General features: G+C 67.7%; 19 protein-coding genes. 14 read left to right on the top strand and 5 right to left on the bottom strand.

All coding sequences use genetic code 11. The features are described from left to right. Positions 1-121: 121 nt before the first annotated feature. From LXT23_RS19895 to LXT23_RS19855, 10 genes are all read left to right on the top strand, one after another. A complete protein-coding gene (locus tag LXT23_RS19895) occupies positions 122-1,996 on the top strand; it encodes an NUDIX hydrolase (RefSeq protein ID WP_253981785.1) in 1,875 nt (624 codons plus the stop codon). Then, positions 1,993-2,724 carry a hypothetical protein gene (locus LXT23_RS19890; RefSeq protein WP_253981784.1) on the top strand — a complete coding sequence of 244 codons (732 nt, stop codon included), beginning with the start codon at positions 1,993-1,995 and terminating at the stop codon, positions 2,722-2,724. The genes LXT23_RS19895 and LXT23_RS19890 overlap by 4 nt, the downstream gene beginning before the upstream one ends. After that, positions 2,721-3,278: a dCTP deaminase gene (locus LXT23_RS50660; protein ID WP_407692897.1), complete on the top strand. Its 558-nt coding sequence runs from the start codon at positions 2,721-2,723 to the stop codon at positions 3,276-3,278. The genes LXT23_RS19890 and LXT23_RS50660 overlap by 4 nt, the downstream gene beginning before the upstream one ends. A gap of 341 nt (positions 3,279-3,619) precedes the next feature. Further along, entirely contained in the window at positions 3,620-4,672 is a 1,053-nt protein-coding gene (locus LXT23_RS19885; protein WP_253981783.1) for an alpha/beta fold hydrolase, read from the top strand. Between the two features lie 12 nt (positions 4,673-4,684). Beyond that, positions 4,685-5,701, top strand: coding sequence for an acetoacetate decarboxylase family protein (locus tag LXT23_RS19880; protein WP_253981782.1), 1,017 nt, complete (start codon positions 4,685-4,687; stop codon positions 5,699-5,701). Continuing rightward, the gene (locus tag LXT23_RS19875; protein ID WP_253981781.1) at positions 5,698-6,258 is read left to right on the top strand and encodes a hypothetical protein; all 561 of its coding nucleotides are present in this window, start codon (positions 5,698-5,700) and stop codon (positions 6,256-6,258) included. Before LXT23_RS19880 ends, LXT23_RS19875 begins: the two co-directional genes overlap by 4 nt. Next, on the top strand, positions 6,255-8,561 hold the full coding sequence (locus LXT23_RS19870) for a patatin-like phospholipase family protein (protein WP_253981780.1): 2,307 nt from the start codon (positions 6,255-6,257) through the stop codon (positions 8,559-8,561). Before LXT23_RS19875 ends, LXT23_RS19870 begins: the two co-directional genes overlap by 4 nt. Before the next feature lie 24 nt (positions 8,562-8,585). Continuing rightward, positions 8,586-10,364, top strand: a complete 1,779-nt coding sequence (locus tag LXT23_RS19865) for a GMC oxidoreductase (RefSeq protein WP_253981779.1) — start codon at positions 8,586-8,588, stop codon at positions 10,362-10,364. A gap of 108 nt (positions 10,365-10,472) precedes the next feature. Then, positions 10,473-13,673, top strand: a complete 3,201-nt coding sequence (locus LXT23_RS19860; protein WP_253981778.1) for a TonB-dependent receptor — start codon at positions 10,473-10,475, stop codon at positions 13,671-13,673. 31 nt (positions 13,674-13,704) lie between these two features. Then, positions 13,705-14,508 carry a hypothetical protein gene (locus LXT23_RS19855; RefSeq protein ID WP_253981777.1) on the top strand — a complete coding sequence of 268 codons (804 nt, stop codon included), beginning with the start codon at positions 13,705-13,707 and terminating at the stop codon, positions 14,506-14,508. Positions 14,509-14,547: 39 nt separating this feature from the next. On the opposite strand, the gene LXT23_RS19850 is transcribed toward LXT23_RS19855, so the two are convergent. Beyond that, complete coding sequence (locus LXT23_RS19850) at positions 14,548-15,387, bottom strand: hypothetical protein (RefSeq protein ID WP_253981776.1); 840 nt, start codon at positions 15,385-15,387, stop codon at positions 14,548-14,550. Between the two features lie 274 nt (positions 15,388-15,661). Here LXT23_RS19850 and LXT23_RS19845 point away from each other — a divergent pair, with 274 nt between their 5' ends. The 3 genes from LXT23_RS19845 (at position 15,662) to LXT23_RS19835 (ending at position 18,696) form a co-directional block, all read left to right on the top strand. After that, entirely contained in the window at positions 15,662-17,146 is a 1,485-nt protein-coding gene (locus tag LXT23_RS19845) for a PAS domain-containing sensor histidine kinase (RefSeq protein WP_253981775.1), read from the top strand. A gap of 119 nt (positions 17,147-17,265) precedes the next feature. Further along, complete coding sequence (locus LXT23_RS19840; RefSeq protein WP_253981774.1) at positions 17,266-17,916, top strand: hypothetical protein; 651 nt, start codon at positions 17,266-17,268, stop codon at positions 17,914-17,916. A gap of 120 nt (positions 17,917-18,036) precedes the next feature. After that, positions 18,037-18,696: a site-2 protease family protein gene (locus tag LXT23_RS19835; protein WP_253981773.1), complete on the top strand. Its 660-nt coding sequence runs from the start codon at positions 18,037-18,039 to the stop codon at positions 18,694-18,696. Positions 18,697-18,715: 19 nt separating this feature from the next. Here the strand turns inward: LXT23_RS19835 and LXT23_RS19830 are convergent, their stop codons facing one another. The 4 genes from LXT23_RS19830 to LXT23_RS19815 all read right to left on the bottom strand — a co-directional run bounded on the left by LXT23_RS19830 (position 18,716) and on the right by LXT23_RS19815 (position 21,759). Further along, positions 18,716-19,900 carry a cytochrome P450 gene (locus tag LXT23_RS19830; protein WP_253981772.1) on the bottom strand — a complete coding sequence of 395 codons (1,185 nt, stop codon included), beginning with the start codon at positions 19,898-19,900 and terminating at the stop codon, positions 18,716-18,718. A 156-nt stretch (positions 19,901-20,056) separates the two neighbouring features. After that, positions 20,057-20,620, bottom strand: coding sequence for a regulatory protein RecX (locus tag LXT23_RS19825; RefSeq protein ID WP_253981771.1), 564 nt, complete (start codon positions 20,618-20,620; stop codon positions 20,057-20,059). A gap of 45 nt (positions 20,621-20,665) precedes the next feature. Further along, entirely contained in the window at positions 20,666-21,247 is a 582-nt protein-coding gene (locus LXT23_RS19820; RefSeq protein WP_253981770.1) for a DUF4123 domain-containing protein, read from the bottom strand. Further along, entirely contained in the window at positions 21,244-21,759 is a 516-nt protein-coding gene (locus tag LXT23_RS19815; RefSeq protein WP_253981769.1) for a hypothetical protein, read from the bottom strand. Before LXT23_RS19815 ends, LXT23_RS19820 begins: the two co-directional genes overlap by 4 nt. Before the next feature lie 261 nt (positions 21,760-22,020). Between LXT23_RS19815 and LXT23_RS19810 the strand changes: the two genes are divergently transcribed. Continuing rightward, positions 22,021-24,276, top strand: a complete 2,256-nt coding sequence (locus LXT23_RS19810) for a hypothetical protein (protein ID WP_253981768.1) — start codon at positions 22,021-22,023, stop codon at positions 24,274-24,276. The last annotated feature ends 12 nt before the right edge of the window (positions 24,277-24,288 follow it).

Here is a 24,288-nt window from a genome sequence, read left to right as displayed (position 1 = left end):
TTTTTCGTGACTTGTTTGCCGTTAATCGTTTTTGCTGCTGCATTCATGAGTGTGTTTGCTCTCTATCTGATGGGTTCGATGTGGAAGGCACGAGTCAGACATCTTGGTGTGGGAGAAGGCTATGAAGCCGGTAGTCAAAAAATTGCTGGGCGGCCTTATCTTCGGTTTCGTGGTGATCGTCCTGCAGCACTTTGCTGGTGAATCCTGGGGAGTCGTTGGACGTTTCAATAACTCTCCTATTGGTCGTGCCCTGACCACAATCGCCATCTCAGGGTTATTCATCCCTGCGGCGAAAGAGTTGCTTCCCTACATTCAGCGGGGGACTTTTCTGGCCCGACTGCTGAAAGTTTTAGAGGAACTTGCTCGCGAGCGTCGGAGCCTTGAGTCCGCTGAACACCAACAGCGCTTTCTTAGACTGTACGGAAATAGGCAGATTGATCGCTCCTTCATAGAGGAGATGAAGCCCGAAGATGCGGCTTGTTTTGTGCTTGGGTTGCAATTTTACTATTCCAAATTGAAAATAGCCCCTGACGTTGGTACGAGCGAGTTTGTGTTGTGCGCCGAGAGAGCGGCGCAAAATGAGACGTATAGAATCATTCTGTTGGAACTTGCATTGGGGACGACACTTATACCAGAGGCCGTAGAGGCAAGTAAGTTCACTCGGACTCTACTGGCAAAGCATTCGGGAATGCTGGATGTCAGGCTCCGCTCAGAGGACGAAGACGAAAAGTTCTTTGGTCGCCTGAGTGGTGCGTCGAAAGAAAGGCTCACTGTTTTTAGCACAACCTCTCAGATATCAAGTGCATCCATTGGAGTGTTGTCTCAATTTTCAAGTCGGATAGAGAGGTTGGATTTGTATTTGGTTTCACCGCTTGTCCGAACGGACGAAGCGCTGGGGCTGCTATCTGAAGAGTATGATGTGCCTGCCTGCGCTATTCCGCAGGTTCAATTTCTGGAAAACAGAACGTTTGATATAGTTCGGCGTGTATTTCGGGTGTTGATGGCCATTGAGGCTGCTCTACAATTGAAGCAGCAGACAGGTATCGACGTTCGGCTGTTTGTGTTTCGGAGACGATATCCCAACTTGAAGGTTAGATTGCTTAAGGAGAGGAACTACATGCAAGTTCTTCCGGGGAGTTTGCGATATGCAAATAACCTCTATCGATTTGGGCTGGAGTTTACAGATAAAGAGGTGATCGAACGAATGGATCGTGCCGTACAGGAGATGCAGTCCAATCAGAGGCTGATTACTCAGGTTTTATTGGATAGAGTGCATGTAGAGAAGTTGAAGGCGGATGCTCTTCGCGAGGTGTATTGGTACGTTGTTGGAAGAGGGGAGGATGTGGGGGCGCTGGAGTCTTTAATTCATCAGTTCGGTCTGGTGTTGAAGAATCCGAGCACGCGTCAATATGTCGATTCGCTGCTTGTTTTGGACAGGGCTGCAAAGGCTGCGGTGGAAAATCACGATTTCATCGCTGTGCCGAAGGAGGCCCCGACCCCAAACATGATTCATAACTCCGACTCAAAGATGGCAGTGGGATCTATTGTAGTTAAAAAATACGGTGGGCGGTCAGTCAAGCATCTTTCGGTGGGTGTATTGTTTGTGGCCGATAGTCGCGTATTGATGATACGGAAGAAGCAGAAGCCATATGAGGGGAAATGGAGTTTGATTGCCGGACATGTCGAGGAGGGGGAGACAGCGCGACAAGCAATCGAACGAGAGGTGTTGGAGGAGCTGGGAGTTCCGCTGCTCGAAGCGGAGTTCTTAAGACGATTCCCTATTGTTGATGGGGATATCTGTAGGCATGGTGCGGACTGTCACGAGTGGTACGTTTTCGTGAGTAGCCAAGTGCTCAGGATGGAAAGCCTGAAGCTGTCATCGGATGAAATCAGTGAACTTGAGTGGATGCCGTTCGGGAATCTGGCAAGTCTGGATGCTGATGGGGTTTTTACGTTTGCGACTAGGTTTCTATTGAAAGGCTTGGGACTCCTGTGAAGACATATGTCGTAAAGGCCGGTGGGAGCGGCAATCTCGTCGAGACTGAAGCCGTACATAAGATAGAATGGCTGGCGTATCGACGATTGCGCTTCGACCCGTCGTACCTCGAAGGTCTGATTGAAGGACTTCGCGGGGTGGCGTCCAGCGCGAAGGTCGCATTTGTTCCTGGAGGCATGGGGGCTTTTTTATTCCTCGACTTGGCAGAGAGTGCTGGGGTGCGTGGGGAGGCGTTGGACAGGATAGGCATCGATGTCGTGAATCTGAATGGGTTGCTAGCTCGTTCAGCGTTCGCTGAGAATGGAATCTCTGTTTTTCCTGAGCTTGTTGAGCCTGGTGAGATGCTGGCCGCTGCTCTTGAAGTTTCGCAAGTGGTAGTGGTCAAGGCGTGTAAGGGGTATCTCTCTACAGATGCGTTGGCTGCCGCTGCTGCAGTGTCGCTGCCTGGTTCTGAATTGCTGATTTTTAAGAAAGGTGTGCCCGTCTACCACGTAGGCTTTGAGAGGCCGACGGAAGTGCTTGAGTGGAAAATCACGGAATTGAAGGAACGGGCAAAGGCGTTTGGAGAACGGCCTGGCGCCAATTCGATTCTTGATGCGCAGTGTTTGGAGATTGTGGAGCAGGGGCAAGTTGAGGTCAGTTTGGTGGATTCTTCTGCGTTGAGATGTCTTGCTGAAGTGTTTGCGCGAAAGTCTTCAGTTCCTCATTCAAGGGTGATACTCGGATGACATTGTCCAGTGCGGAAATTCAGGAGGCGCGCCGAGTTGGTGAGCTTGTTATTGACGGGTTTGATCCAGATTCGCTACGCCCTTCGAGCTATCTTCTTAAAATCGGCAGACGTATTCTGGTTGAGCGGGCTGTGGGGGGAGTTATCGACACAAGGGTTACTGATGCATCTGTCATGTTTGAGGAGAGGGAAATGGACGAGTCCGGCTTCGTGGTGGAACCGGGGCAATTCTACTTAGCAAGTTCAGTTGAGGCGCTGAGACTCTCGCCACGCCTGTCGGGACAATTGAGTTTGCTCTCAAGTCTTGCACGATGTGGTCTTGCGGGGTTGTCGTCAAATCTGATCTGTGCAACTTTCGGGAGTGACGCTCCGGGAACGATTACCTTTGAGATTGCCAATGTTTCGCGTCAGAGGATTCGTATCTACCCTGGAGTGCGGTGGTGCCACGTTTTCCTGTCCTGGCATCGGGAGCCTAGCGACTTGCAATATCGCGGCATCTACTCTGGCGCGTCTCGTCCAATGCCAGCTGACTTCTCGCGGAAACCATCGCGGTAGTTGCTTGCGTTCCGGATCAACCAGAAGAGCCTCTGGGCCAGGCTTGCGCTTGAGGCGCTGCTGCGAAACCTTCATGATGGGAATGTGAAGTGCCCGCAGGGATGAGGCGTCGCTCAAAAGCTGTAGGCCTGCGGCCGAATGCCCGTTTGTCTGTCTGCTCTGTTTTGTGATGAATTGTGCGTGCGCTATTTGGCGATTAGCCTCATGAATCGGGCGTTCCCAGGCATACGCTTTCGTCCAGTGGGTTGCTCAGCTGGTCCCTCTGCCAGTTGCCAGAGTAGCTTGGCCCCGAAAATCACATCCGCGCCCGTCCCACTCGAACGGAGTGGGAGGGATGCGCCATGCCAGCCGAAGCGTCCAGCACGCCGCCGCACCATGAGGAGGTGGTCCCCTTCCTCGCTGGCGACGGGCGGGCGCTCAACCTCATCCACGTCCACGGCGACGAGGAGGCCGCCAGGGGGCCGGTGGTCCTCGTGCACGGCGCGGGCGTGCGGGCCAACATCTTCCGCGCTCCCGTGCACGAGACGCTCGTGGATGCGCTCGTGGCCGACGGCTACGACGTGTGGCTCGAGAACTGGCGCGCGAGCATCGACGTGGAGCCGAGCGAGTGGACGCTCGACCAGGCGGCCGTCTGGGACCACCCCGCCGCCGTGCGCACCGTCGTGGACAGGACGGGCCACGACACCGTCAAGGCCATCATCCACTGCCAGGGCTCCACCAGCTTCGCCATGGCCGCGGCCTCCGGGCTGCTGCCCGAGGTGAAGGTCATCGTCTCCAATGCCGTCTCGCTGCACCCCGTCGTCTCCCGCGCGGCGAAGCTGAAGCTGACGCTCGCCATTCCTCCCGTGGCCCGCCTCACCCCCTACCTGGACCCGCAGTGGGGCCATGGCGCGCCCACGCGCACCGCCAAGGCACTCAACCTGCTGGTCCGGGCCTTCCACCACGAGTGCGACAACCCCGTGTGCCGCTGGGTCAGCTTCACCTACGGCGTCGGCTTCCCCACGCTCTGGCGCCACGAGAACCTCAACGCCGAGACGCACGAGTGGCTCCAGCACGAATTCGCCAAGGTCCCCCTCACGTTCTTCCAGCAGATGACCGAGTGCGTGCGCGCCGGCCACATGCTGCCCGTGGACGACTTCCCGGCCCTGCCCGACGACCTGGCCGAGCGTGAGCCCCAGACGGACGCCCGCTGGGTCTTCCTGGCCGGAGCGGAGAACCGCTGCTTCCTCCCCGAGAGCCAGCGCCGCAGCTTCGAGCACCTGGAGCGCTTCCGCCCCGGCTACCACGCGCTGCACGTCGTCCCGGGCTACGGCCACCTGGACATGTTCATGGGCCAGGACGCGTCCCGGGACGTCTTCCCCCTCATCCTCGCCGAGCTCGACAAGCCGGTGTGAAGGAGCCCCGCCATGTTCCGTCTTCCCCGACGCATCCAGTCCCAGACCGGCCGCTTCTCACGCGTCGACGGCATCCCCTATGAGCTGCCCATCCACTCCGAGTCCTCTCCGGCCCTCATGGCGGGCTTCACCCTGGACGCGGACAAGGCCGCGAAGCTGATGCCCGGCAACGAGCTGCACCCGTTCCGCCTCACGCGGAAGAAGGGCGTGCTGCTCGTCACCGTCATCGACTACCGCGTCACCGACATCGGCGCGTACATCGAGTTCAGCGTCGCCATCGCCTGCACGCACGGCCCCCGGCGCGCGCCGCCGCTGCTGCCGCTCCTGTTCCAGAAGAAGTACGGCCTGGGCCAGTACGTCTACGATTTGCCCGTCAACACCGAGGTCTCCGTCAAGGGCGGCAAGGGCATCTGGGGCATGCCCAAGCACCTGGGCAACCTGGACTTCCGAATCACGGACGGCACGGTGAGCAGCCGCTACGCCGAAGGCGGCCGGGAGGCGGTGCGCATCGAAATCGAGCGGCCGAAGCGCGCCTGGCTGCCCCTGCGCGCCGCGGGCGCCAACTACTGCGCCTTCCGCGGCATGCTGATGAAGAGCTACATCTACTTCCGGGGGAAGCTCGGCTTCCGGCTGGGACGGCGCGCGAAGGCGAAGCTGGAGCTCGGCGACCACCCGCGCGTGCAGCCGCTGAAGGAGCTGGGCGTCTCCCAGGGCGCCCTCTTCACCGGCTTCTTCCCCCAGACGAGCGGCGTGCTCGACGACCACTTCGAGGCGTGGTTCCTCAGCCAGCCCACGCTGCCCGCCGAGACGTACCCCGAGGGGCTGGAGAGCGTCGTCAACCTGGGCCAGGGCCAGAATCCCATGCCGCCGCCGGGTGAGGCGCCCGCGCTCGTCGCCGACCGGAGCGTCGCGCCGGAGGGCGAGCTGCTCACGATGGAGCAGGAGCTGGTGGAGGAGGTCGAGCACGAGGAGGCCGAGCTCCACCGTGACGAGCGCTCCAGGGAGCACGAGCAGGGGGCGCACCCATGAGCCGCCGCGAGGTGTTCCGGCTGGTGAACGCGTGCCTGCTGCTGCTGTGCGTGTCCATGTACCTGGGCACGGGCTGGTCGCTCATCCTGTTCACGTTCCCCATCGCGCCCGAGCTGACGGTGGACAACTACTACCTCCAGTTCGTGCCGCAGGTGCAGGCCGCCACGCGGTTCTTCACGTGGATGACCGGGGTCATGCTGGTCTCCGCCGCAGTGCTGTGGTGGGGAGAGCGCCGCACCGCGTACAAGTGGTACCCGGCCGCGGTCTTCGGGCTCGTGGTGGTGGCCACGCTGCTCACCCGCTTCCTCATCTTCCCGTACAACGACGCGATGGCCGCCGGCATCACCGACCCGGCGGAGCTGTCTCGCGTGCTGGCCGGGTGGATGCGGACGAACGTGATTCGCGTCAGCCTGTGGACGCTCCAGTGGCTGGCGATGGTGGGCTACTTCGCCCACAAGCTGGTGCGGCTGGAGCGCGCCGCCCATGCCGGATCCCAGCCCGTCGCCAGGGACTCCCGGCGCGGGACACGCGGACCGCTGGTGGAGGCCCGGACATGAGGGCGCTCTGGCAGGACCGGCACGAGCGCGTGTGGCGGAAGGTGCTCGCCGCCATCGGGTGGGTCACCGTGGTGAGCGGCGCCGTGCAGCTCGCGGCGCCCGCGTGGGAGCTTCGCGTGCTCGACGCGGATGCGAGCCCCACGCCCGCGCACTTCTTCCGCATCGTCGGCATGTTCATGGTGCTGTTCGGCGGCCTGCTGCTGCATGGGGTGCATGCGCCTCGGGAGAATCCCGCTGCCTTCCTCTGGGCGGGACTTCAGAAGCTGGGCGCGTCGTTGATGGTGGGCCTCGCCGTGGTGCAAGGGCTGCTGTCTCCGGTGGCGCTCCTCGTGGCTGTCTTCGACATGCTGTCCGCCGCGGTGGTGCTGGGCTACCTCGGCTTCCTGCGCAACGCGGCGCGGCTCACCGTGGCCGGAAGGCCGGAAGTGCCCGCGCGCCCGCTCGTGACGATGGGCTCCGGCTCGGAAGCTGCCGCGCGTCCTCTCGTGACGGTGGGCTCCCCGTCGGAGGCTGCCGCGAGCCCGCCCACGGCGGAAGGCTCCATGTTGGAGGCCTTCGCGCGGCCGGTCGTGACGGGAGGCTCCATGTCGGAGGACTCCGCGCACCGGCCTGTGACCGGGACCCCCACGCAGGGTGCCTCCGCGCGTCCGCCCCTGGCAGAGGGCCCCATGTCGGAAGTTCCGGCGCGTCCGCCCGTGACGGCGGGCACCTCCTCCGGAGCGTCCGTGGCCCGGCCGCCGGTGGTGGCGGCGGACGGGCGCAAGCGCTCGCTCATCCTCGCGGGCGGAGGCATGCGCGTGGCGTGGCAGGCCGGCGTCCTGCGCGCGCTCACGGATGCCGGGCTCACGTTCCAGCACGCGGACGGCACCTCGGGCGGCATCATCAACCTGGCCATGATGCTGTCCGGCCTGTCTCCGCAGGAGATGTGCGCCCGGTGGCGGACGCTCCGCGTGCGGGACTTCGTGTCCTTCGTCTCCCCGGAGAAGTACCTGCGCGCCTGGAAGATGGAGGCCATGGGCGACGCGGACGGAATCATCGGCCACGTCTTCCCGCACCTGGGCATCGACGTGGACGCCATCCACGCCCACCAGGGCCTGGAGGGCACCTTCAACGTCTGCGACTTCACCCGCAAGACGAACGAGGTCTTCGACCACACGCGCGTGGACCTCGACGTGCTCGTGGCGGGCATCTCCCTGCCCATCTTCATGCCGCCCGTGAGGAAGGGCGCCACCACGTACACGGACTCCGTCTGGATTCAGGATGCGAACCTCCTGGAGGCCGTGCGCCGGGGCGCCAGCGAGCTGTGGGTGCTGTGGTGCATCGGCAACACGCCCACGTACGCGCGCGGCATCTTCCAGCAGTACGTCCACATGATTGAGATGAGCGCCAACGGGGCCCTCTTCTCGCAGCTGCAGCAAATCCAGGACCTCAACGACCGCATCCGCGCGGGCGAGGTGGTGATGGGGCACCGCGAGCCCATCGCCGTCCACCTCATCAAGCCCGAGCGCCCGCTGCCGTTGGACCCGGACTTCTACGCGGGGCACATCACCGCCGCCTCGCTCATCGACATGGGCTACTCGGATGCCTGGCGCTACCTCGCGGTGGCCAGCGCCGAGGGCCTCCCCCTCACCCCGGAGATGACGCAGATGACCGAACCCACTCCCGACCTGACCTTCCGCGAGACGATGTCCGGCCCCCTGGCCATGGGCACCACCGACCCGACGACGGGCGCCCACCAGGGCAAGGACACGCCCTTCACCATGCACTGCACCATCAGCGTGGATGACATGGACGCGTTCGTGCGCGACGAGAATCACACCGCCCGGCTGGTGGCCCAGGTCCACTACGCCCCTCTGGGCGAGGACCTGCCCGTGAAGCAGGGCACCTTCAACCTCTTCCGTCCCGGCGACACCCCGAACACCCGCATCATGGCCTATGGCCTGCGCTTCGCGGCGAAGGGCAAGGAGTACTACCTGTCCGGCACGAAGACCATCCGCGACGACGCGGGGCCCGACCTGTGGAAGGACACCACGCGGCTGTACTCGCGCCTCCACGAGGGGACGGACGAGCGGGGCCCCGTGGTGGCCGCGGGCGTGCTGAAGCTCGGCGTGGAGCAGGTCCTCAAAATCATCGCCAGCATGCGCTCGGGCCGCGAGGGCACCGCCGGCGTGGGTGTCATCGGCCAGTTCGGCAAGCTGTTCATGGGCACGCTGTGGGACATCTACGCGCCGCGGGCCCGGACGCGCGAGGAGGAGGCTCCACCGAGGGACGTCGAGGAGCAGGGTGGCGAGGCGCGGGCGTGAGGACGGCGAGGACGGGAGGACGTCATGGAAGCAGGCAATGAGCACTACGACGCAATCATCGTGGGGTCGGGCTTCGGCGGCTCGGTGATGGCGTACCGGCTGGCGGAGGCGGGGCTGCGGGTCTGCGTGCTGGAGCGGGGCAAGAAGTATCCCCCCGGCTCCTTCCCACGCAGCCCGTACGACATGAGCCGGAACTTCTGGGACCCCGCCCAGGGCAAGCACGGCCTGTTCAACCTGTGGTCCTTCAAGGGCCTGGGGGGCGTGGTGTCCGCGGGGCTGGGGGGCGGCTCGCTCATCTACGCCAACGTGCTGCTGCGCAAGGACGAGAAGACCTTCGTCCAGGAGGACCTGAACAACGGTGGCTACGAGTACTGGCCCGTCAACCGCGAGCAGCTGGACCCCCACTACGACACGGTGGAGCGGATGATGGGTGCCCAGCGCTATCCGATAGCGCACGAGCCCTACAAGTCCACCGCCAAGACGAAGGCCATGCAGCTCGCCGCACAGCGCATGGGCCGGGACGCTGACTGGCAGGTTCCTCCGCTGGCCGTCACCTTCGGCAACCCCGGCGAGACACCCGTGCCGGGTGAGCCCATCCACGAGCCCCTCGGCAACACGCACGGCCGCACGCGCACCACCTGCCGGCTGTGCGGGGAGTGCGACATCGGCTGCAACTACGGCAGCAAGAACACGCTCGACTACACATACCTGTCCGCCGCCGAGCGCGCCGGGGCCCGGCTGTACACCCGGGCGGAGGTGAAGGAGTTCTGGCCCGCGGACGGCGGCGGCTTCGTGGTGCAGTACGTGGACCACTCGCAGGCGCGCGAGGGCGAGCCGCTGGAGATTCCCACGTCGCTGCTGCCCCGGGTGACACTCACCGCGGACCGGCTCATCCTGTCCGCGGGCACCTTCGGCACCACGTACCTGCTGCTGAAGAACCGGCGCCACTTCCCGGCGCTCAGCGGGCAGCTGGGCACGCGCTTCTGCGGCAACGGAGACCTGCTGGGCTTCCTGCTCAAGTGCATGGACAGCAGCACGGGCAAGCTGCTGCCCCGCGTGCTGGACGGCGGCCATGGGCCCGTCATCACCAGCGCCATCCACTTCCGGGGGAAGGAGGAGGGCGGCACCGGGCGCGGCTACTACGTGGAGGACGCGGGCTACCCGGAGTTCTTCAACTGGCTGTACGAGGGCTCCCAGCAGCTCGCGCTCCTCAAGCGCGGCGTGCGCCTGGCGAGCCGCCTCACGAAGGGCTGGCTTGGCTTCATCCACGACTCGGACGTGGGCAGCGAAATCAGTGAGATGCTGGGACGCTGCGAGGTGTCGTCCACGTCCCTGCCGCTGCTCGCCATGGGCCGCGACACGCCCGACGGCAACATGCGCCTGACGAAGGAGGGGATGCTGGACATCGACTGGCGCACCCACGGCTCGCGCGAGTACTTCACGCGGGTGCGCAAGTCGATGGAGGACATCGCGAAGGCGCTGGAGGGGAAGATGGTGCACAACCCGCTCAGCTACCTGAGCCGGGTGGTGACGGTGCACCCGCTCGGCGGCTGCCCCATGGGCCGCGCCCCCACCGAGGGCGTGGTGTCCGCGGAGGGCGAGGCCTTCAACTACCCCGGCCTCTACGTGGCGGACGGCTCCGTCATGCCCGGCCCCACCGGCCCCAACCCCAGCCTCACCATCGCCGCGCTCGCGGACCGCTTCGCCGACGACCTCCTCGCGGGGCTTCCCCGCCGCACCTCCCCCGGCCGCACCCGCCGTGACGCCGAGGCATCCGCGACCCGGGAGGCACCTCCCGCCTGAGGGCCGCGAGCGGGCCGCGCGAGGGGCCTCACCGGTTATTTTCAGTATTGTTGCTTTCTCGTGATTTGAGACAAAGTGCCCCTCCAGTTACCTGGAGGGGAGTCAGCTTTGTCCACACGCGTAGGTCTCGCTCGCGGGCTGTGTCTCGCGCTGCTGCTTTGGAGTGGTGCGGGGGCCTTGGCCCAGGGCACCTCGGTCATCACCGGAACCATCACCAGCGCGGACGACAAGAAGGCGCTGGCGGACGCAGTGGTGACGGCCACGTCGCCGCGGCTCCAGGGTGAGCAGACGGTCGTCTCGGATGCGAGCGGCCTGTACCGTCTTCCGCAGCTGCCGCCGGGCACGTACACGCTGCGGGTGGAGCGCGAGGGCTATGAGCCCTTCGTGCGCTCGGACATCGTCCTGCGGCTGGACCGCACGGTGCGCGTCAACATCCAGCTGCTGCCCACGGCGCTGGGCGAGGAGATCTCCATCGTCGCGCAGGCGCCCACGCTGGACGTGGGCTCGAGCACCGCGGGCCTGAGCGTGGACGCGGACTTCATCCGCAACATCGCCGTCATCCGCCCGGGCACCAAGGGCTCCGCGTCGCGCTCCTTCGAGTCGCTGGCCGAGCTGGCCCCGGGCGCCACGGAGGACCGGTACGGCGTGAGTGTCAGCGGCAGCAGCTCGCCGGAGAGCCAGTACGTGGTGGACGGCCTGTCGGTGAATGACCCCAGCGTGGGCACGCTGGGCACGCCCTTGTCCGTCGAGTTCGTGCAGGAGGTCAACGTCATCACCGGCGGCTACATGCCGGAGTACGGCCGCTCCACCGGCGGCGTGCTCAACGTCGTCACCAAGTCCGGCTCCAACGAGTTCCACGGCTCGGTGTTCACCAACCTGGCGCCGGGCTTCCTGCAGCGCTCGGGCACGGAAATCCGCCAGGAGGGCAGCGTCATCTCCGCGAAGGGCAGCCCGTGGATTCAGGGCGACTTCGGCTTCGACCTGGGCGGCCCCATCCTCAAGGACAAGCTCTGGTTCTACGTGGGCGTGGCGCCGTCGTTCAACCGCATCAAGGTGGACCGGCAGCTCAGCGCGCTGGAGTTCTGCGACGAGGTGAACCCGGCCATTGGCTGCACGGCCGTGGGCGCCCGGCGCAGGGACCCGACCACGGGCTTCGGCCAGGTGAATCCGATTGAGGGCACGCAGACGAGCCGCTTCGCGGACGAGCGCAGCGTGCAGTACATCGGCAAGCTGACGTACCTCTTCAACCCGGACCACAACCTGTCCGTGTCCGTCTTCGGCACCCCGCGCTCCTCCGGCGGCCCGAGCCGCTACGCCTTCAGCGACGACGGGGACCCGGAGGTGTGCGTCGGCCTGTCCTGCACCGGCTTCGTCCAGGGCGCGTACGAGTCCATCGCCACGCGGCGCAGCAACGGCGTGCTGGACATCGTCGCCAAGCAGTCGTCGTCCTTCTTCGACAAGAAGCTCCTGGTGGACGCGACGCTCGGCTGGCACCACCAGACGGACGACACGCTGCCGTCGGACGGCTCGGGGCTCCTGTCCGGCCAGGGCCTGTCCGCGCAGTCCAACATCGCCTGGCGCCGCACGAGCAACCCGGGCCCGCACTCCATCGTCGAGTTCGAGCCGGTGCCCGCGGGCGCCTGCGGCAGCACGCCCGCCGAGCAGTCCCGCAACTGCCCGGTGACGGCGTACTCCACCGGCGGCCCCGGCACCATCAGCGTCCAGGAGCTGGACCGGGTGCAGGGCAAGGTGATGGGCACCTACCTGTTCCAGGCGCTGGGCCACCACATCATCAAGGCCGGCTTCGACGCGGAGCGGATGAGCTTCTACAACAACCGCGCGCGCACCGGCGGCACGCCCTGGCAGGAGTGCGGCAACGGCACCTGCTTCTTCACGCTCAACCAGTACGGCTACCTGGAGGGGCCCGACTCGCCGGTGTTCCTGCCGAGCAAGGAGGGCACCTCCACGTCGCTGACGATGGGCGGCTTCGTGCAGGACAGCTGGTCCGTCATGGACAAGGTCACCCTCAACGTGGGCCTGCGCTACGACGTGCAGACCATCTGGGGCCTGGATGACCAGGTGGGCCTGCACCTGCCCAACCAGTGGTCGCCCCGCATCGGCGCCATCTACGACTTCACCCAGCAGGGCCGCTCCAAGCTGTTCGTCAACTACGCGCGCTTCTACGAGAACGTCCCCCTGGACCTGGCGGACCTGTCCTTCCCGCAGCAGCAGCTCTTGTCCGCCACGTACACCGCGCCCGCGTGCAACCCGTCCAACCGCGAGTCGCTGCTGACGGAGTGCACCGGCCCCCGCAACCGCCAGCGCCTGGGCAGCACCACGGAAGGGCCCAACCGGACGTGGGACGCGCAGGGTGGAGACCGCGTGCCGGTGGACCCGGACATCCGCGCGCAGTCCGCAGACGAAATCATGCTGGGCGGCGAGTACGAGGTGCTGCTGGGCCGCTTCGGTGTCGCGTACACCCGGCGCCGGCTCAACGACGTCATCGAGGACATGAGCCGCGATGACGGCAACACCTTCTTCCTGGGCAACCCGGGCAAGGGCTTCTCGGGGGACTTCCCGCTGGCCCGCCGCGAGTACGACGCCGTCAACGTGTACTACACCAAGGCCTTCTCCGGCGGCTGGCTGGCGCAGGCGAGCTACACGTGGGCGAAGCTGCGCGGCAACTACTCCGGCCTGTTCCGCGCGGACACCGGGCAGCTGTCCCCCAACCTGACGCGCGACTTCGACCTGCTGTCGCTCACCACCAACCGCGACGGCCCGCTGCCCGGGGACAGGACGCACTCGCTGAAGGCCTTCGGCGCGCGCGAGTTCCAGCTGACGCGGAGCACCAGCTTCAACGTGGGCGCCAGCTACCGCAGCCGCTCCGGCACGCCGCTCAACTACCTGGGCGCGCACCCGCGCCGCAGCGGCTCGGAGACGTTCATCCTCGCGCGTGGCAGCGCCGGCCGCCTGCCCTGGGTGCACAACATCGACTCGCACGTGGGCCTCAACCAGAAGCTGGGGAAGTACACGCTGAGCGCGTCGCTGGACGTGTTCAACCTCTTCAACTTCCAGCAGCACACCAGCGTGGACCAGACGCTGACCTTCACGCGCGTGTATGCCATCGAGCAGGGTGGGACGCCGGCGGACCTGTCCGCGTGCCTCGACCCGAACAACCCGGGCTGCAAGATCATCTCGACCACGACGAACCAGCGCATCTCCACGGCCGACATCAACCCCAACTTCAAGCGCCCCACGGCGTACCAGGCCCCGCGCTCCATCCGCCTGGGCGCCCGCGTCAGCTTCTAGCCCGCGCTTCCCGAGAGAGGACATCTTCCAAATGAAGCCAAGCATCCTGGGACTGAGTGTGGGCGTGGCGGCGGCCGCCGTCGCCATCGGAGCCTGCAGCGGCGAGGAGCCGGAGCCGCAGTGCGTGGTGGCCCGCGCGCGCATCGACGGCTCCACCGGCTCGTTCGCGACGACGTACACGCTGAAGCCGGGGGAGAACCCGGACCGCGCCTGCGCGCGGCTCGCGGCGGAGCCGGTGGGCCTGCAGAAGTTCTTCAACCAGGACCCCGGGGCGACGGACTCCGTCGCCGTGCGCAGCGCGCGGCTGGGCAAGCTGGTGGATGACCACGCGCTGCGGCCGGACCCGGACCCCTCGCACCAGACGTTCTCGGTGGGGCCCTTCGCCACCGAGGCGCCGGGGCCCGACAACTTCTGCGACGTCCCCACGCTGACGCCCGCCCGGCTGGAGCTGCCCGCCGTCCCGGTGGGCCTGCTGGACGGCGGCACGCTCCCGGACGGCGGCCCGCCCGCGCGGGTTGCACAGAGCTACGCGTACGAGTGGTCCAACCTGCGCATCTACAACACGCCGGGGACGCCGGGCACGCAGTTCGTCGCGGACCTGCGCTACACGGAGAACGGCTGCACCGCCGAGTACGTCGCCCGGGGCATCTGGCCGGTGGTGACGTGCCGGGGCAGCAACGGCCAGCCCAACGAGGCGGCGTGTGACCCGTACGCGGACTTCGACGCGGGCCGGCTGCGCGGCTCGGGCATCAACCCCGTGTTCCCCGTGAAGTGCGACCCGGTGGCGCTCATCTGCGTGCTCACGGGCGAGGTGCCCTCGGAAGAGCAGCCCTGAGCGGCGCGCGCGGTTGAGTCGAGGAGGGCCCGGTGGAGGCTATGGCCTCACCGGGCCCTTTCGCTTCTCCGCTCCCGGAGGAGAGGGAAGCGCTGCGAGCGTGGCGGGGAGGTCGCCGCGCTGCGCATGGAACACGCGCAGGAACTCCTGGGCCGCGCTGACGGCCTCCGGGGGCGCGGGCGTCACGTCCTTCCGGGACGGGCCCAGCTGCCAGCGGCGCAGGAAGGTGTCGAGGAAGGGGAGCACGTCATGCTCGCCCAGGAGCAGCCGGATGGGCTCCAGCCCCTGCCACACCACATGGCGCCGCCCGTCATGCCCGCGCACGTAGGACCATTGCCGCGCGCAGGCGCGCTTGAGGTGTTCGTTGAAGGCCCGCTGGCCATCGGGCAGCTGCAGCAGGCGGCGCAGCAGCTGCGCGGAGAGTCCGCGCTCCAGCGGTGCGTCGCGGAGCTGCCCCCTCCAGCGCCGGGCCTCGCGCTGCTCGCGGTCCGCGGTGGTCTCGAAGTGGGCGTCCCAGCGCAGGTGGGACAGGGCGTGTTCGCCGATGAGACCCTCGGGCAGGACGCCGCGCACGTGCTCCAGCCGCTCGTCACGCGGCACCTCCCGGGTGACGGTGCGGGCCCAGCGGCGGAAGGGGTTCACCTTGTCGCTGTCCCGTCGCCAGGTCACGAGCCTGCGCATCTCACGCGTGGAGTCCTCGTGCAGGTCGGCGCGGTCGTCCGCGGCGTCCACGTCGTATTCGAGCAGGGCCATGCGGGTGCGCACGGAGCGTCGGGTGCGCCGGCTCAATTCCGCTCGCGCCTTGCGGGCAGTGTGCCGGTTCTTCGCTGGGAGCAGGCTGCGGGCCATCTCGCGGGCCTTGTCGTCGCCGTGGAGCATGGGCCCCTCCGTTTTCGGGCGAGGGACGCGGCGGCCCTGGATTCCTGACGGACGCGAGGGGGAGGCGGGGCAGGGAGGAGTCGCTGGCGTGGGCAGCTCGCTGGCGCCCCAAGCCATCCGAGGGCAAAGGCACATCTGTGCAAACTCCCGCGGCTGTGACTCGCCGTGCTTGGAATGCGCCGTCGCCGCCTGTTACGGGTGACGCTCCCGTGACGAGGCCTGGGCGCGGCCAGCCCGCATCCTGGACAGCCCAGCGGGTCATGAGGGTCGTGCCTTGCGACGTGAGGACACCAGTGAGCCGCTGAAGCACGACACGGTGCGCGCCCTCGCAGCGGCCACCGGAAAGGTGGTGTGGGTACTCACTCCCGGCGGAGCCCTCGCCGACGACAGCCCGAGCTGGCGCGCGCACACGGGGCAGTCCGTGGACGAGGCACGCGGCCCCGGCTGGGGTGACGCCATCCACCCCGAGGACCGTGACGCTTCCCGGCGCGCCTGGGCCGCCGCCCAGGCCCCGGCGACGCCGTACGACGTCGAGCTGCGCATCCGCCGTCCCAACCTGCGCTACACGCGCGCCCGCGTCCACGCCGTGCCCGTCCTCGACGCCGCGGGCGCCGTGGGCGAGTGGGTGGCGACGCTCGACGAGGTCTGGCTGGACGAGTCGGTGCGCCGCAACGAGGAGCGCCTGCGCCTGGCCACCCAGGCCGCGAAGGTCGCCGTCTGGGAGTACGACTTCGTCGCCGGGCAGATGACCCGCACGGAGAACCACGACGGCCTCTACGGCCTGCCGCCCCAGCAGGTGTGGACCTACGAGTGCTTCACCAGCGCCACCCACCCGGACGACGTGGCGCCCGCGGACCGCGCCATCCAGGAGTCCTGCGCCCCGGGCGGGCCGGATGACTACGCCGTCGACTTCCGCGTCATCCACGCGGACGGCTCCACCCACTGGCTGGCGTGCATCGGCCACATCTTCGCGCGGGACGCCTCCGGCCGCGCGACGCTCGTGCGCGGCACCCTCAGCGACGTCACCCGGCTCAAGACGGTGGAGGCCGAGCTGCGCGAGGCCGTCCGCGTCCGCGACGAGTTCCTCCAGATTGCCAGCCACGAGCTCAACACACCGCTCACCCCGCTGGCGCTCAAGCTGGAGAGCCTGCAGCGCCTGGCCGAGCGCGGCCCGCTGACCGGCGACGCGGTGCAGCGGCACGTGGACGTCGCGAAGCGGCAGATGAAGCGGCTGACGGGGCTCATCCGGGATTTGCTCGACGTGACGCGCCTGTCGCACGGCCGGCTGAAGCTCACGCCCTCGGAGGCTTCGCTGCCGGCCCTGGTGCGGGCGGTGGTGGAGCGCTTCGCGCCCGAGGCCCAGCGCGTGGGCAGCCCCCTTCACCTGACGGTGGACGGCGACGTCACCGGCCACTGGGACGTGGCCCGCCTGGAGCAGGTGGTGGAGAACCTGCTCGGCAATGCCCTCAAGTACGGGCAGGGCAAGCCGGTGTCCGTCGAGGTGTCCGGCTCCGCCGACTCCGCCCGGCTCGTGGTCCGCGACGAGGGCCTGGGAATCGAGGCGGAGGCCCTGCCGCGCATCTTCGACAAGTTCGAGCGCGCCCACTCCGCCCGCCACCACGGCGGCCTGGGGCTGGGCCTCTTCATCACCCGCCAGATTGTCGACGGCCACGGTGGCACCATCCACGTCACCAGCGAGCCGGGGCGCGGCGCCTGCTTCGAGGTGCGCCTGCCCCTGCGCCACGCTCCGCGCCCATGATGAAACCATGAGGCGCCCGTGAGGATTGCCTCGCACCGCTGCCCGTAGGGTGACTGCCATCACCCCGCCGGGAGCGCGAGACGATGGAGCCGAGGCACACGTGGACGAGGGCATTCTTCATGCTGCTGCTGTGCCTGGGGCCGGCGCGCGCGGCGGCGGAGCTCCCCTGGCTGACGCTGCCCGCCAGCGGACTGCGCGGCCTGCAACTGGACCTGCACGTGGGGAACCAGGCGGATGGGGTGGGCGTGTACGTGCCGATACGCCCGTACAACGAGGTGGACGGGCTGGCCCTCGAGGTCCGGCAGGGCAACCAGAACAAGAACCATGGCCTCGACCTGGCGTACCACCGGCAGCTCACGCCCGCGCGGAGCGGTTCGTCGTGTAACTGGTGCGAGGACCTCTTCTACTGGCCAAAGGACTTCAACGTGGGCGCCCAGGTGGGGTTCCACCTGCGCACCGCCGCGCCGTACACCAACCAGGCCGGACTGGGGCCGGCCCTGGGCCTCTCCATGGCGCGGCGGGCCACGCTGTTCGGAAGGGACACCGGCTTCATCGAGGGCTTCGCCGGTGTGCAGGGCGCCGCCGTGTTCTCCCCCTCCAGCAGCCGGCTGGAGGTGCCGCTGCGCGCCAGCCTGGGCGTGCAGGCGAAGCTGTGCGTCTTCCACCTCATGCTCGCGACGCGCGCGGGCTGGGACGACATGCGCCAGGGCCTCAACTCGCGCACCTCCGCCGAGGTCACCTTCTCCATCGGCTTCTGGGACTGCAGATGAGTGGCGGGAGTGGCAGGTGAGCGGATGTGCCCCGCCCTCCGGGAGAATGGACAGACACCTGGAAGTCTGTCCTGACCCGGGCCCTACGGGGGCCTGTTTCACGGTGATAGACTTCAGCGCATGGACAGAGTCGCGCTCTTCTTCTGGCTGGGCCTGCTGTTCGTCGCGGTCAACGTCATGTGGGCGCTGGCCCAGGCCGTGGTGGCGAGCGCGTTCGGCGCCCGGCCCCTGGCGGTGCAGGTGGGCTACGGGCCGAAGCTGCTGGCGTGGCGCATGGGGGGCATCGGCTGGAGCCTGCACCCCATCGTCCTGGGCAGCTCCGCGTCCTTCGCGCCCGGCGAGGAGGAGGCCGCCCAGGCGCCGACCCTGAAGAGCCGGCTCAACAAGCTGCCTCCGCCGCTGCACGCCCTGTCCCTGGCCATCCCCTGGTACGTGCAGATTGGCGTGGCCATGGCATGCCTGGGCCCCGCCGAGGGCTTCCACCAGTTCACGGAAGGGTTCCCCGCGGTGTTCAACCTGGCCGCGCTGCCGGAGCGCGTGGAGCGCTTCGTGGGCCTGCTGCGTGACGGCGAGCTGCTGCGTGCCTGGGGCATCATGAGCGCGAGGATGGCGGCCCTGAACCTGCTGCCCATCCCCACGCTCGCGGGCGGCTACCTGATGCTGCTGCCCTGGCGCGACAAGTCCCCCACGTGGGTGCGCCCCGTCGCCATCGCGCTGCTCGCCGTCTTCCTGCCCTGGGCCGCGTACGTGGCGTACCTCTTCGTCCGGGCCATCCTGTAGCGGCCGGGCGCGCCGGGCCTCAGGCGGGGACGAGCTCCACCGGCAGCGTCCTGGGCCCGTGGATGGTGAGCCCGGGGAGCCAGTCGATGTCCGGGGCGCGCAGCCGCACCGAGCGCACGCGCGGGACGAGCGCCTCCAGCGCGAGCCGGGCCTCCATGCGCGCGAGCTGCGCGCCCAGGCAGAAGTGGATGCCGTGGCCGAAGGAGAGGTGCTGGGTGGCCTTGTCCCGGCCGGGAAGGAAGGCGTCCGGCTGCTCGAAGACGCGCTCGTCGCGGTTGGCGCTGCCCACCAGCCCCATGACGAGGCTGCCCGCCGGAATGCGCGTTCCGGACAGCTCCACGTCCGAGGTGGCGACGCGGAAGGCGAACTGCGCGGGAGGCTCGTAGCGCAGCACCTCCTCGAGGAAGCGGGGGATGTGCGCGCGGTCCGCGCGGGCCTGCTCCAGCTGCTCGGGGAAGCGAGCGAGGAGGATGGCCGCGTTGCCGATGAGCTGCGCCGTCGTCTCCATGCCCGCGGGCAGCAGCAGGAAGAGGAAGGAGAGCACCTCTGCGTCGGTGAGCTGCTGCCCCTCCACCTCCGCGCGGAGCAGGTCGCTCACCAGGTCCTCCCCCGGCTGGCGGCGGCGCGCGGCGATGACGTCCCCCAGGTACGTCTCCATCTCCTTCACGGTGTCGCGGATGCCCTGGTGCTGCGCGGGCACGGCGGAGCTGATGAGGCCCATGTTCATCGACCAGCGCTTGAACTCGGTGAAGGTGGACGGCTCCAGGCCGAGCATCCGGCCGATGACGTTGCGGGGCAGCACGAAGGAGAAGGCGTCCACCAGGTCCACCTCGCGCCGGTGGACGGCGGCCTCGGCCAAGGTCTGCGCCTCGTGGCGCACCTGCGCCTCCAGCCGCGCCATGCCCGTGGGGCCGAAGGCGCGGGTGACCAGCGCACGCAGCTGGGTGTGGCGCGGCGGGTCCATCGTCACCAGGGACGCAGCCACCGGATTCGGGCCGAGCCAGGGCGGCTCCGCGGTGATGGCGAGCGCTTCGGACGAGAAGCGCTGCGCGTCCTTCTGGAGCGCGCGCACATCTTCGTAGCGGGAAGCGGCGTAGGCCCCGAAGGGAGCGATGCGACAGAGGCCGGGCTCCGCGCGCATGCGGGCATACAGGGCGTGGCGCTCGGACTCGGTGGCGGGGGCGAAGAGGTCATACGTCTGCAACGGCGTCTCCAGGAGGGTGGCGCCGCGACCAGGCCTGACGCGGCGGCGGTGCCCCACGTGGCCTGGATGGGCGGGCGGGGCTCCACGAGAGATACGGACTCAGCCCGGGGGACTGGCTGCGCGGGTGCCCCGGTGCCCGTGGAGCGTGCGCGGCTGCTACTCCGGGTCCGAGTCGATGATTTTCTTGGCGATGCTGAAGGGATAGCCCGCCCGTGCCAGGGAGGCGAGGTCCCGCTGGCGGTTCTCCTCGCGGGTGCTGGCAACCTTCCGGAAGGGGCCCAGCCGCTTCTTCCGCGCCCAGATGCGTGCGGCGTCCTCATCGGAGACCTCCGCCGTCGCGTCGGCCAGCTTCTGGGTGACGACGTCCGCCGAGACGCCCTTCATCCGCAGCTTCTGGGCAATCACCCGCGTGCTGCGCCCCGAAGCGCGCAGCGAGTGCGCCTTCATCCGGGCGTAGGCCTCGTCGTTGAGCAGCCCGTTGCGCACGAGCTTCGCGACGAGCTCGTCCAGCCAGCCGAGCGCCTGGGCCTTGTCTCCTCCGTGGAACTTGAGGGACTTGGTCACCCGGCGCATCAGCACGCGTTTGAGCTGGCTCTGCGTGGCCGCGTACCGCTTCAGGTAGTGCAGCGCCGCGTTCTCCAGGTACGTCGGAGAGACCTTCCGGGGCGGCTTGGCCTGACGCGGCGGCTTCCTGTCTTGTCCTTCCCGCGACTCGTCCATGGCGCCGGGTCTACCACCCGGGTCTGACACCCAGAAGCCCGGGCGTTACCTGGAAGGGAGGGGCTGGACGGCGGCCTGCTCCATGTCCGTGAGCGCCAGCGTCTCGCTCGCCAGCGCGTCGCCGTCTCGTGAGAAGGCGAGCAGCGCATCGGCGCCTGGCGACTCGGTGTGGAAGCGCTGGACGTCCCCGAAGAAATGGTGCAGCTCCGACGCGGTGCAGGTGGGCAGCCAGACGCGGAGCACCCGGGGGTCGTAGTAGCGGAAGACCAGCGTCTTGCCCCGCTCGTCGCGGACCTTGAGGAACTTCCGGAAGTGCCGCCGCAGCGGCTCCAGCCCCTGGGACGAGGTGAAGAAGATGCCCCAGCTGTGGCCCCAGGCCTCGGTCAGCAAGCTCACCGTCAGCGGGTGCGCGACGTCCAGCCTGACGAGGTAGGGGGCCACCTCGATGAGCTCCAGCGGAAGCTTCCCCGCGTAGAGGCAGCTGTGCGGGAAGCGGCCGTCCAGCACCCGCCGGTGGACGCGCCGGTCCCTGGCGCCGTCGAGGATGGCGTACAGGTGCGTGCCCGGCGTCCGTGCCTTCTCGGCCTCGAGCACGCGCAGCAGCGCGGGGAGGTAAGGAGCGCTCATGCGGCGGCCCGCTGCTTCCGGCGACGCTCGCACTCCTCGCAGAAGGGCACGCCCTGCTCGGCCGCGCGCCGGAGCGTCTCCGCCTGCCGGGCCGCGTCCGGGAAGAGCTCTTCTTCGATGACGGCCACCGGCCGAGGCGCGGGGGGCTCCGGCCGGATGGGCTCGGGAGGCTCCGGCCAGAACCACGCGCCCGCGGGCTCGTCGACGCGCACGGCCACCAGCTCGCCCTGCTCGAAGGCCCGGACCAGCCGCTCGCGGATGCGCTGGTCGTTCCGGCTCCGCTCCAGCGAGGAGAGGCCCCGGGGCGCGTGGCCGCCGAGCGCCTCGTACATCTCCAGCAGGGTGCTGCGCGCGTACGTCAGCCAGTGGTCCAGGTGCCAGCAGATGAAGGCGGAGGGCACCTGGAGGCCGGTGTCAGCCGCGGCGGCGTCGCTCCCGAGGACGACCTCGTAGTGCTGGGGGCGCCCCCGGAGTCGCCAGGGGCCGGGACGACCGAATCGGGAGAACGACACGTGAAGAGCTCCTCGCACGGGGGGGGCGGCGAGTGGAGACAGGTGCAGCCGGTGTGCCGCGCGCTCCAGCCCGGGCCAGCGGGGAATTCCGGGGGAGCCCGGCTCTCTTACACCCGAGGCTCGCGTCCCGCCAGGACGCTGCGCGCGTCCCACCGGCACGCAGGAAGGGCCGGCGCCAGGGGGAGGGGCCCGCCACCGTGTTGCTCTTGTTCATGATTTTCGTGGCTCGGGGCTTGCTCCAGTGCTTCCTGGAAGACACCCATGAGCTACCAGGACATTCTCGAAAACAGCGCGCTGACGCCCCGAGTCACCGCGGTGCTGGGGTTCTGGGACACGAAGGAAGCGCGCTTCTCCTACGTCTTCCTTCCTCCCACGGGGGCGCTGAGTGCCACCGTGGCGGGGCTGACGCTCGCGACGCAGGCGGGGACGTTCAACGGCTCCAACGTGAGCTGTGTCAGCCCCGGCTGTCCGCTCGTTCCGGCGGCGCTCCCGTACTACGTCGTGTCCTGCGCGGCGGCCATCCGCAACGGGCAGACGCTCGTGTCGGACGTGGAGTACCGCGTCTGGCCCGCCTACATCGACGTCGAGCTCGTCTCCGTCGACGAGAACGGCCAGCTGCTGGCGAACGAGGCCATTGCCTTCCACGTGCAGGAGAAGAAGCCGGCGGACGGCACGCCATGGCGGGCGGTCCTGCGCAAGGTGACGAACGCCCAGACGGGGGCATGCCGTGTCCAGTTCCAGCAACCGGCCTATCTGGGGCCGACGGAGGTCATCGTCCCGAAGCCCTACGTCGTCAAGCAGTGGGACACGGGCAGCGCGACGGTGGGCCGCGTCCGCAGGGCGCGCGTCCAGACGACCTTCACCGCGGGCTTCCTCGGGCCGCTGGCCAACGCGAAGGTCCAGCAGGTCATCAACCGCGACAGCGGCGCCGAGGGCCGGGATGGCAAGGGCCGGGTCATCACCTTCGTGGTGGGCGGCAAGGGGGATGGGGCCCGGGCGCCGCTCAACAAGATTGCCCTCGAAGGCGCGGACATCTTCATCACCTGCACCTTCTCCCGGAAGTCGAAGCGCTCCAACGAGCTGCCCGAGCTGAAGGGCGTGCTGGACCTGGCGAAGACGCAGGGGGGCAAGGTGCAGACAGGGCGCGTCGTCGTCGGTGCCGACAAGGAGGCGAGCTTCCAGGTGGACCTGGGCATCGCCGGAGGCGAGACGTGCAAGGTGGAGATTGGCGCCCGGAAGGGGACGGTGACGGACACGCTCGACTTCGAGACGTGGCGGGAGGTGGAGTACGAGCTGCTGCAGCCAGTGGCGGACGGAGACGACCGGCTCACCGACTTCACCGTCCTCAAGTCGAAGACCGTGCTGGGCCTGAAGGATGAGACTGTCGCGGCCATCACCACGTGCCTGGACGACGTGTTCGTCAAGCTCGTGGAGCGGCGCGCCGACTTCCTGCGCAAGAGCGACCTGGTGGATGGCGGCCGGTACAACGTCTTCGACGGAGCCCTCCTGGGGAAGGACGCCGGCACCCAGTTCTTCGTGCTGACCGAGCGCCGGAAGGACGAGCTGCTGGGCCGGATGATGCAGCACCGGGACAAGCGCACGATGAGCCTCCTGCTGTGCGACTTCGCCGCGCTCCCGAGGCAGTGGGACCAGAGCTTCGCGGAGGTCGAGGGCCCCGTCGAGCGGGACGTCGCCGAGAAGCGGTTCGCCTTCGAGCACACGCTCGACGACAGCGTGGGCGGCGTGGGGGCCGGGGTGTTCTGCATCCAGAAGCTCGCTTGGAAGGCCAGCAAGTGCAGGACCCTGGCTGCCGATGGCGATGACGGCTTCCCGGGTTTCTGGGAGGACATCACCGACGCGCAGGACCCTGGCGGCGCGCTGAGGGCGGGGGTCGAGTACACGACGGAGGTGGCCATCCGCGCGCACGTCGAGCTGCTCCTGGCCAGGAAGGTCCGGCTCAAGGCGCCCACCGAGGACCCGTCCTACCTGGGAGTCCGTCTGCCCGTGGTCGGCGGAACCTTCAGGTCCGGAGGGCACGAGTTCCAGATAACCCTCCAGGTCCAGGGCGTGTGCGTGCACCTCGTCGGGGGCATGGCGCTGGCGGGGGACGCGGTGCTCAGCATGGCCCTGGGACAGATGCATGTGAACGCCCTGGCACGGACGCTCACGCACGAGCTGGGCCACAACATGGGCCAGGCCTATGGAGGCAAGACGCTCGACCCGGCCTTCGGGCGCACGTCCCCCATTCCGGGCCTTCCCTTTCCGAAGGTGGTGCCGGAGGGAGACATCTACACAGGGAAGACGCACCAGGGACTCCACTGCGCCAGCGGCCTCACCAACAAAGGGGCGGAGAACTACGATTTCAGTACGTATCCGCTGGCAGGCGAGGAGCACACGTGCGTCATGTTCGGCACGGCGGTTCATACGTCCGACAAGGTCTACATGTTCTGCGCGGGCTGCCGGGAGCACCTCCTCGCGGAGGACCTGGACGACATCCGCCGCGACTGGCGCCGCTGAGCACGCATGGAA

Source organism: Pyxidicoccus xibeiensis, assembly GCF_024198175.1.
Lineage (GTDB): Bacteria > Myxococcota > Myxococcia > Myxococcales > Myxococcaceae > Myxococcus > Myxococcus xibeiensis.
This window is presented reverse-complemented; position numbering and strand designations above follow the sequence as displayed.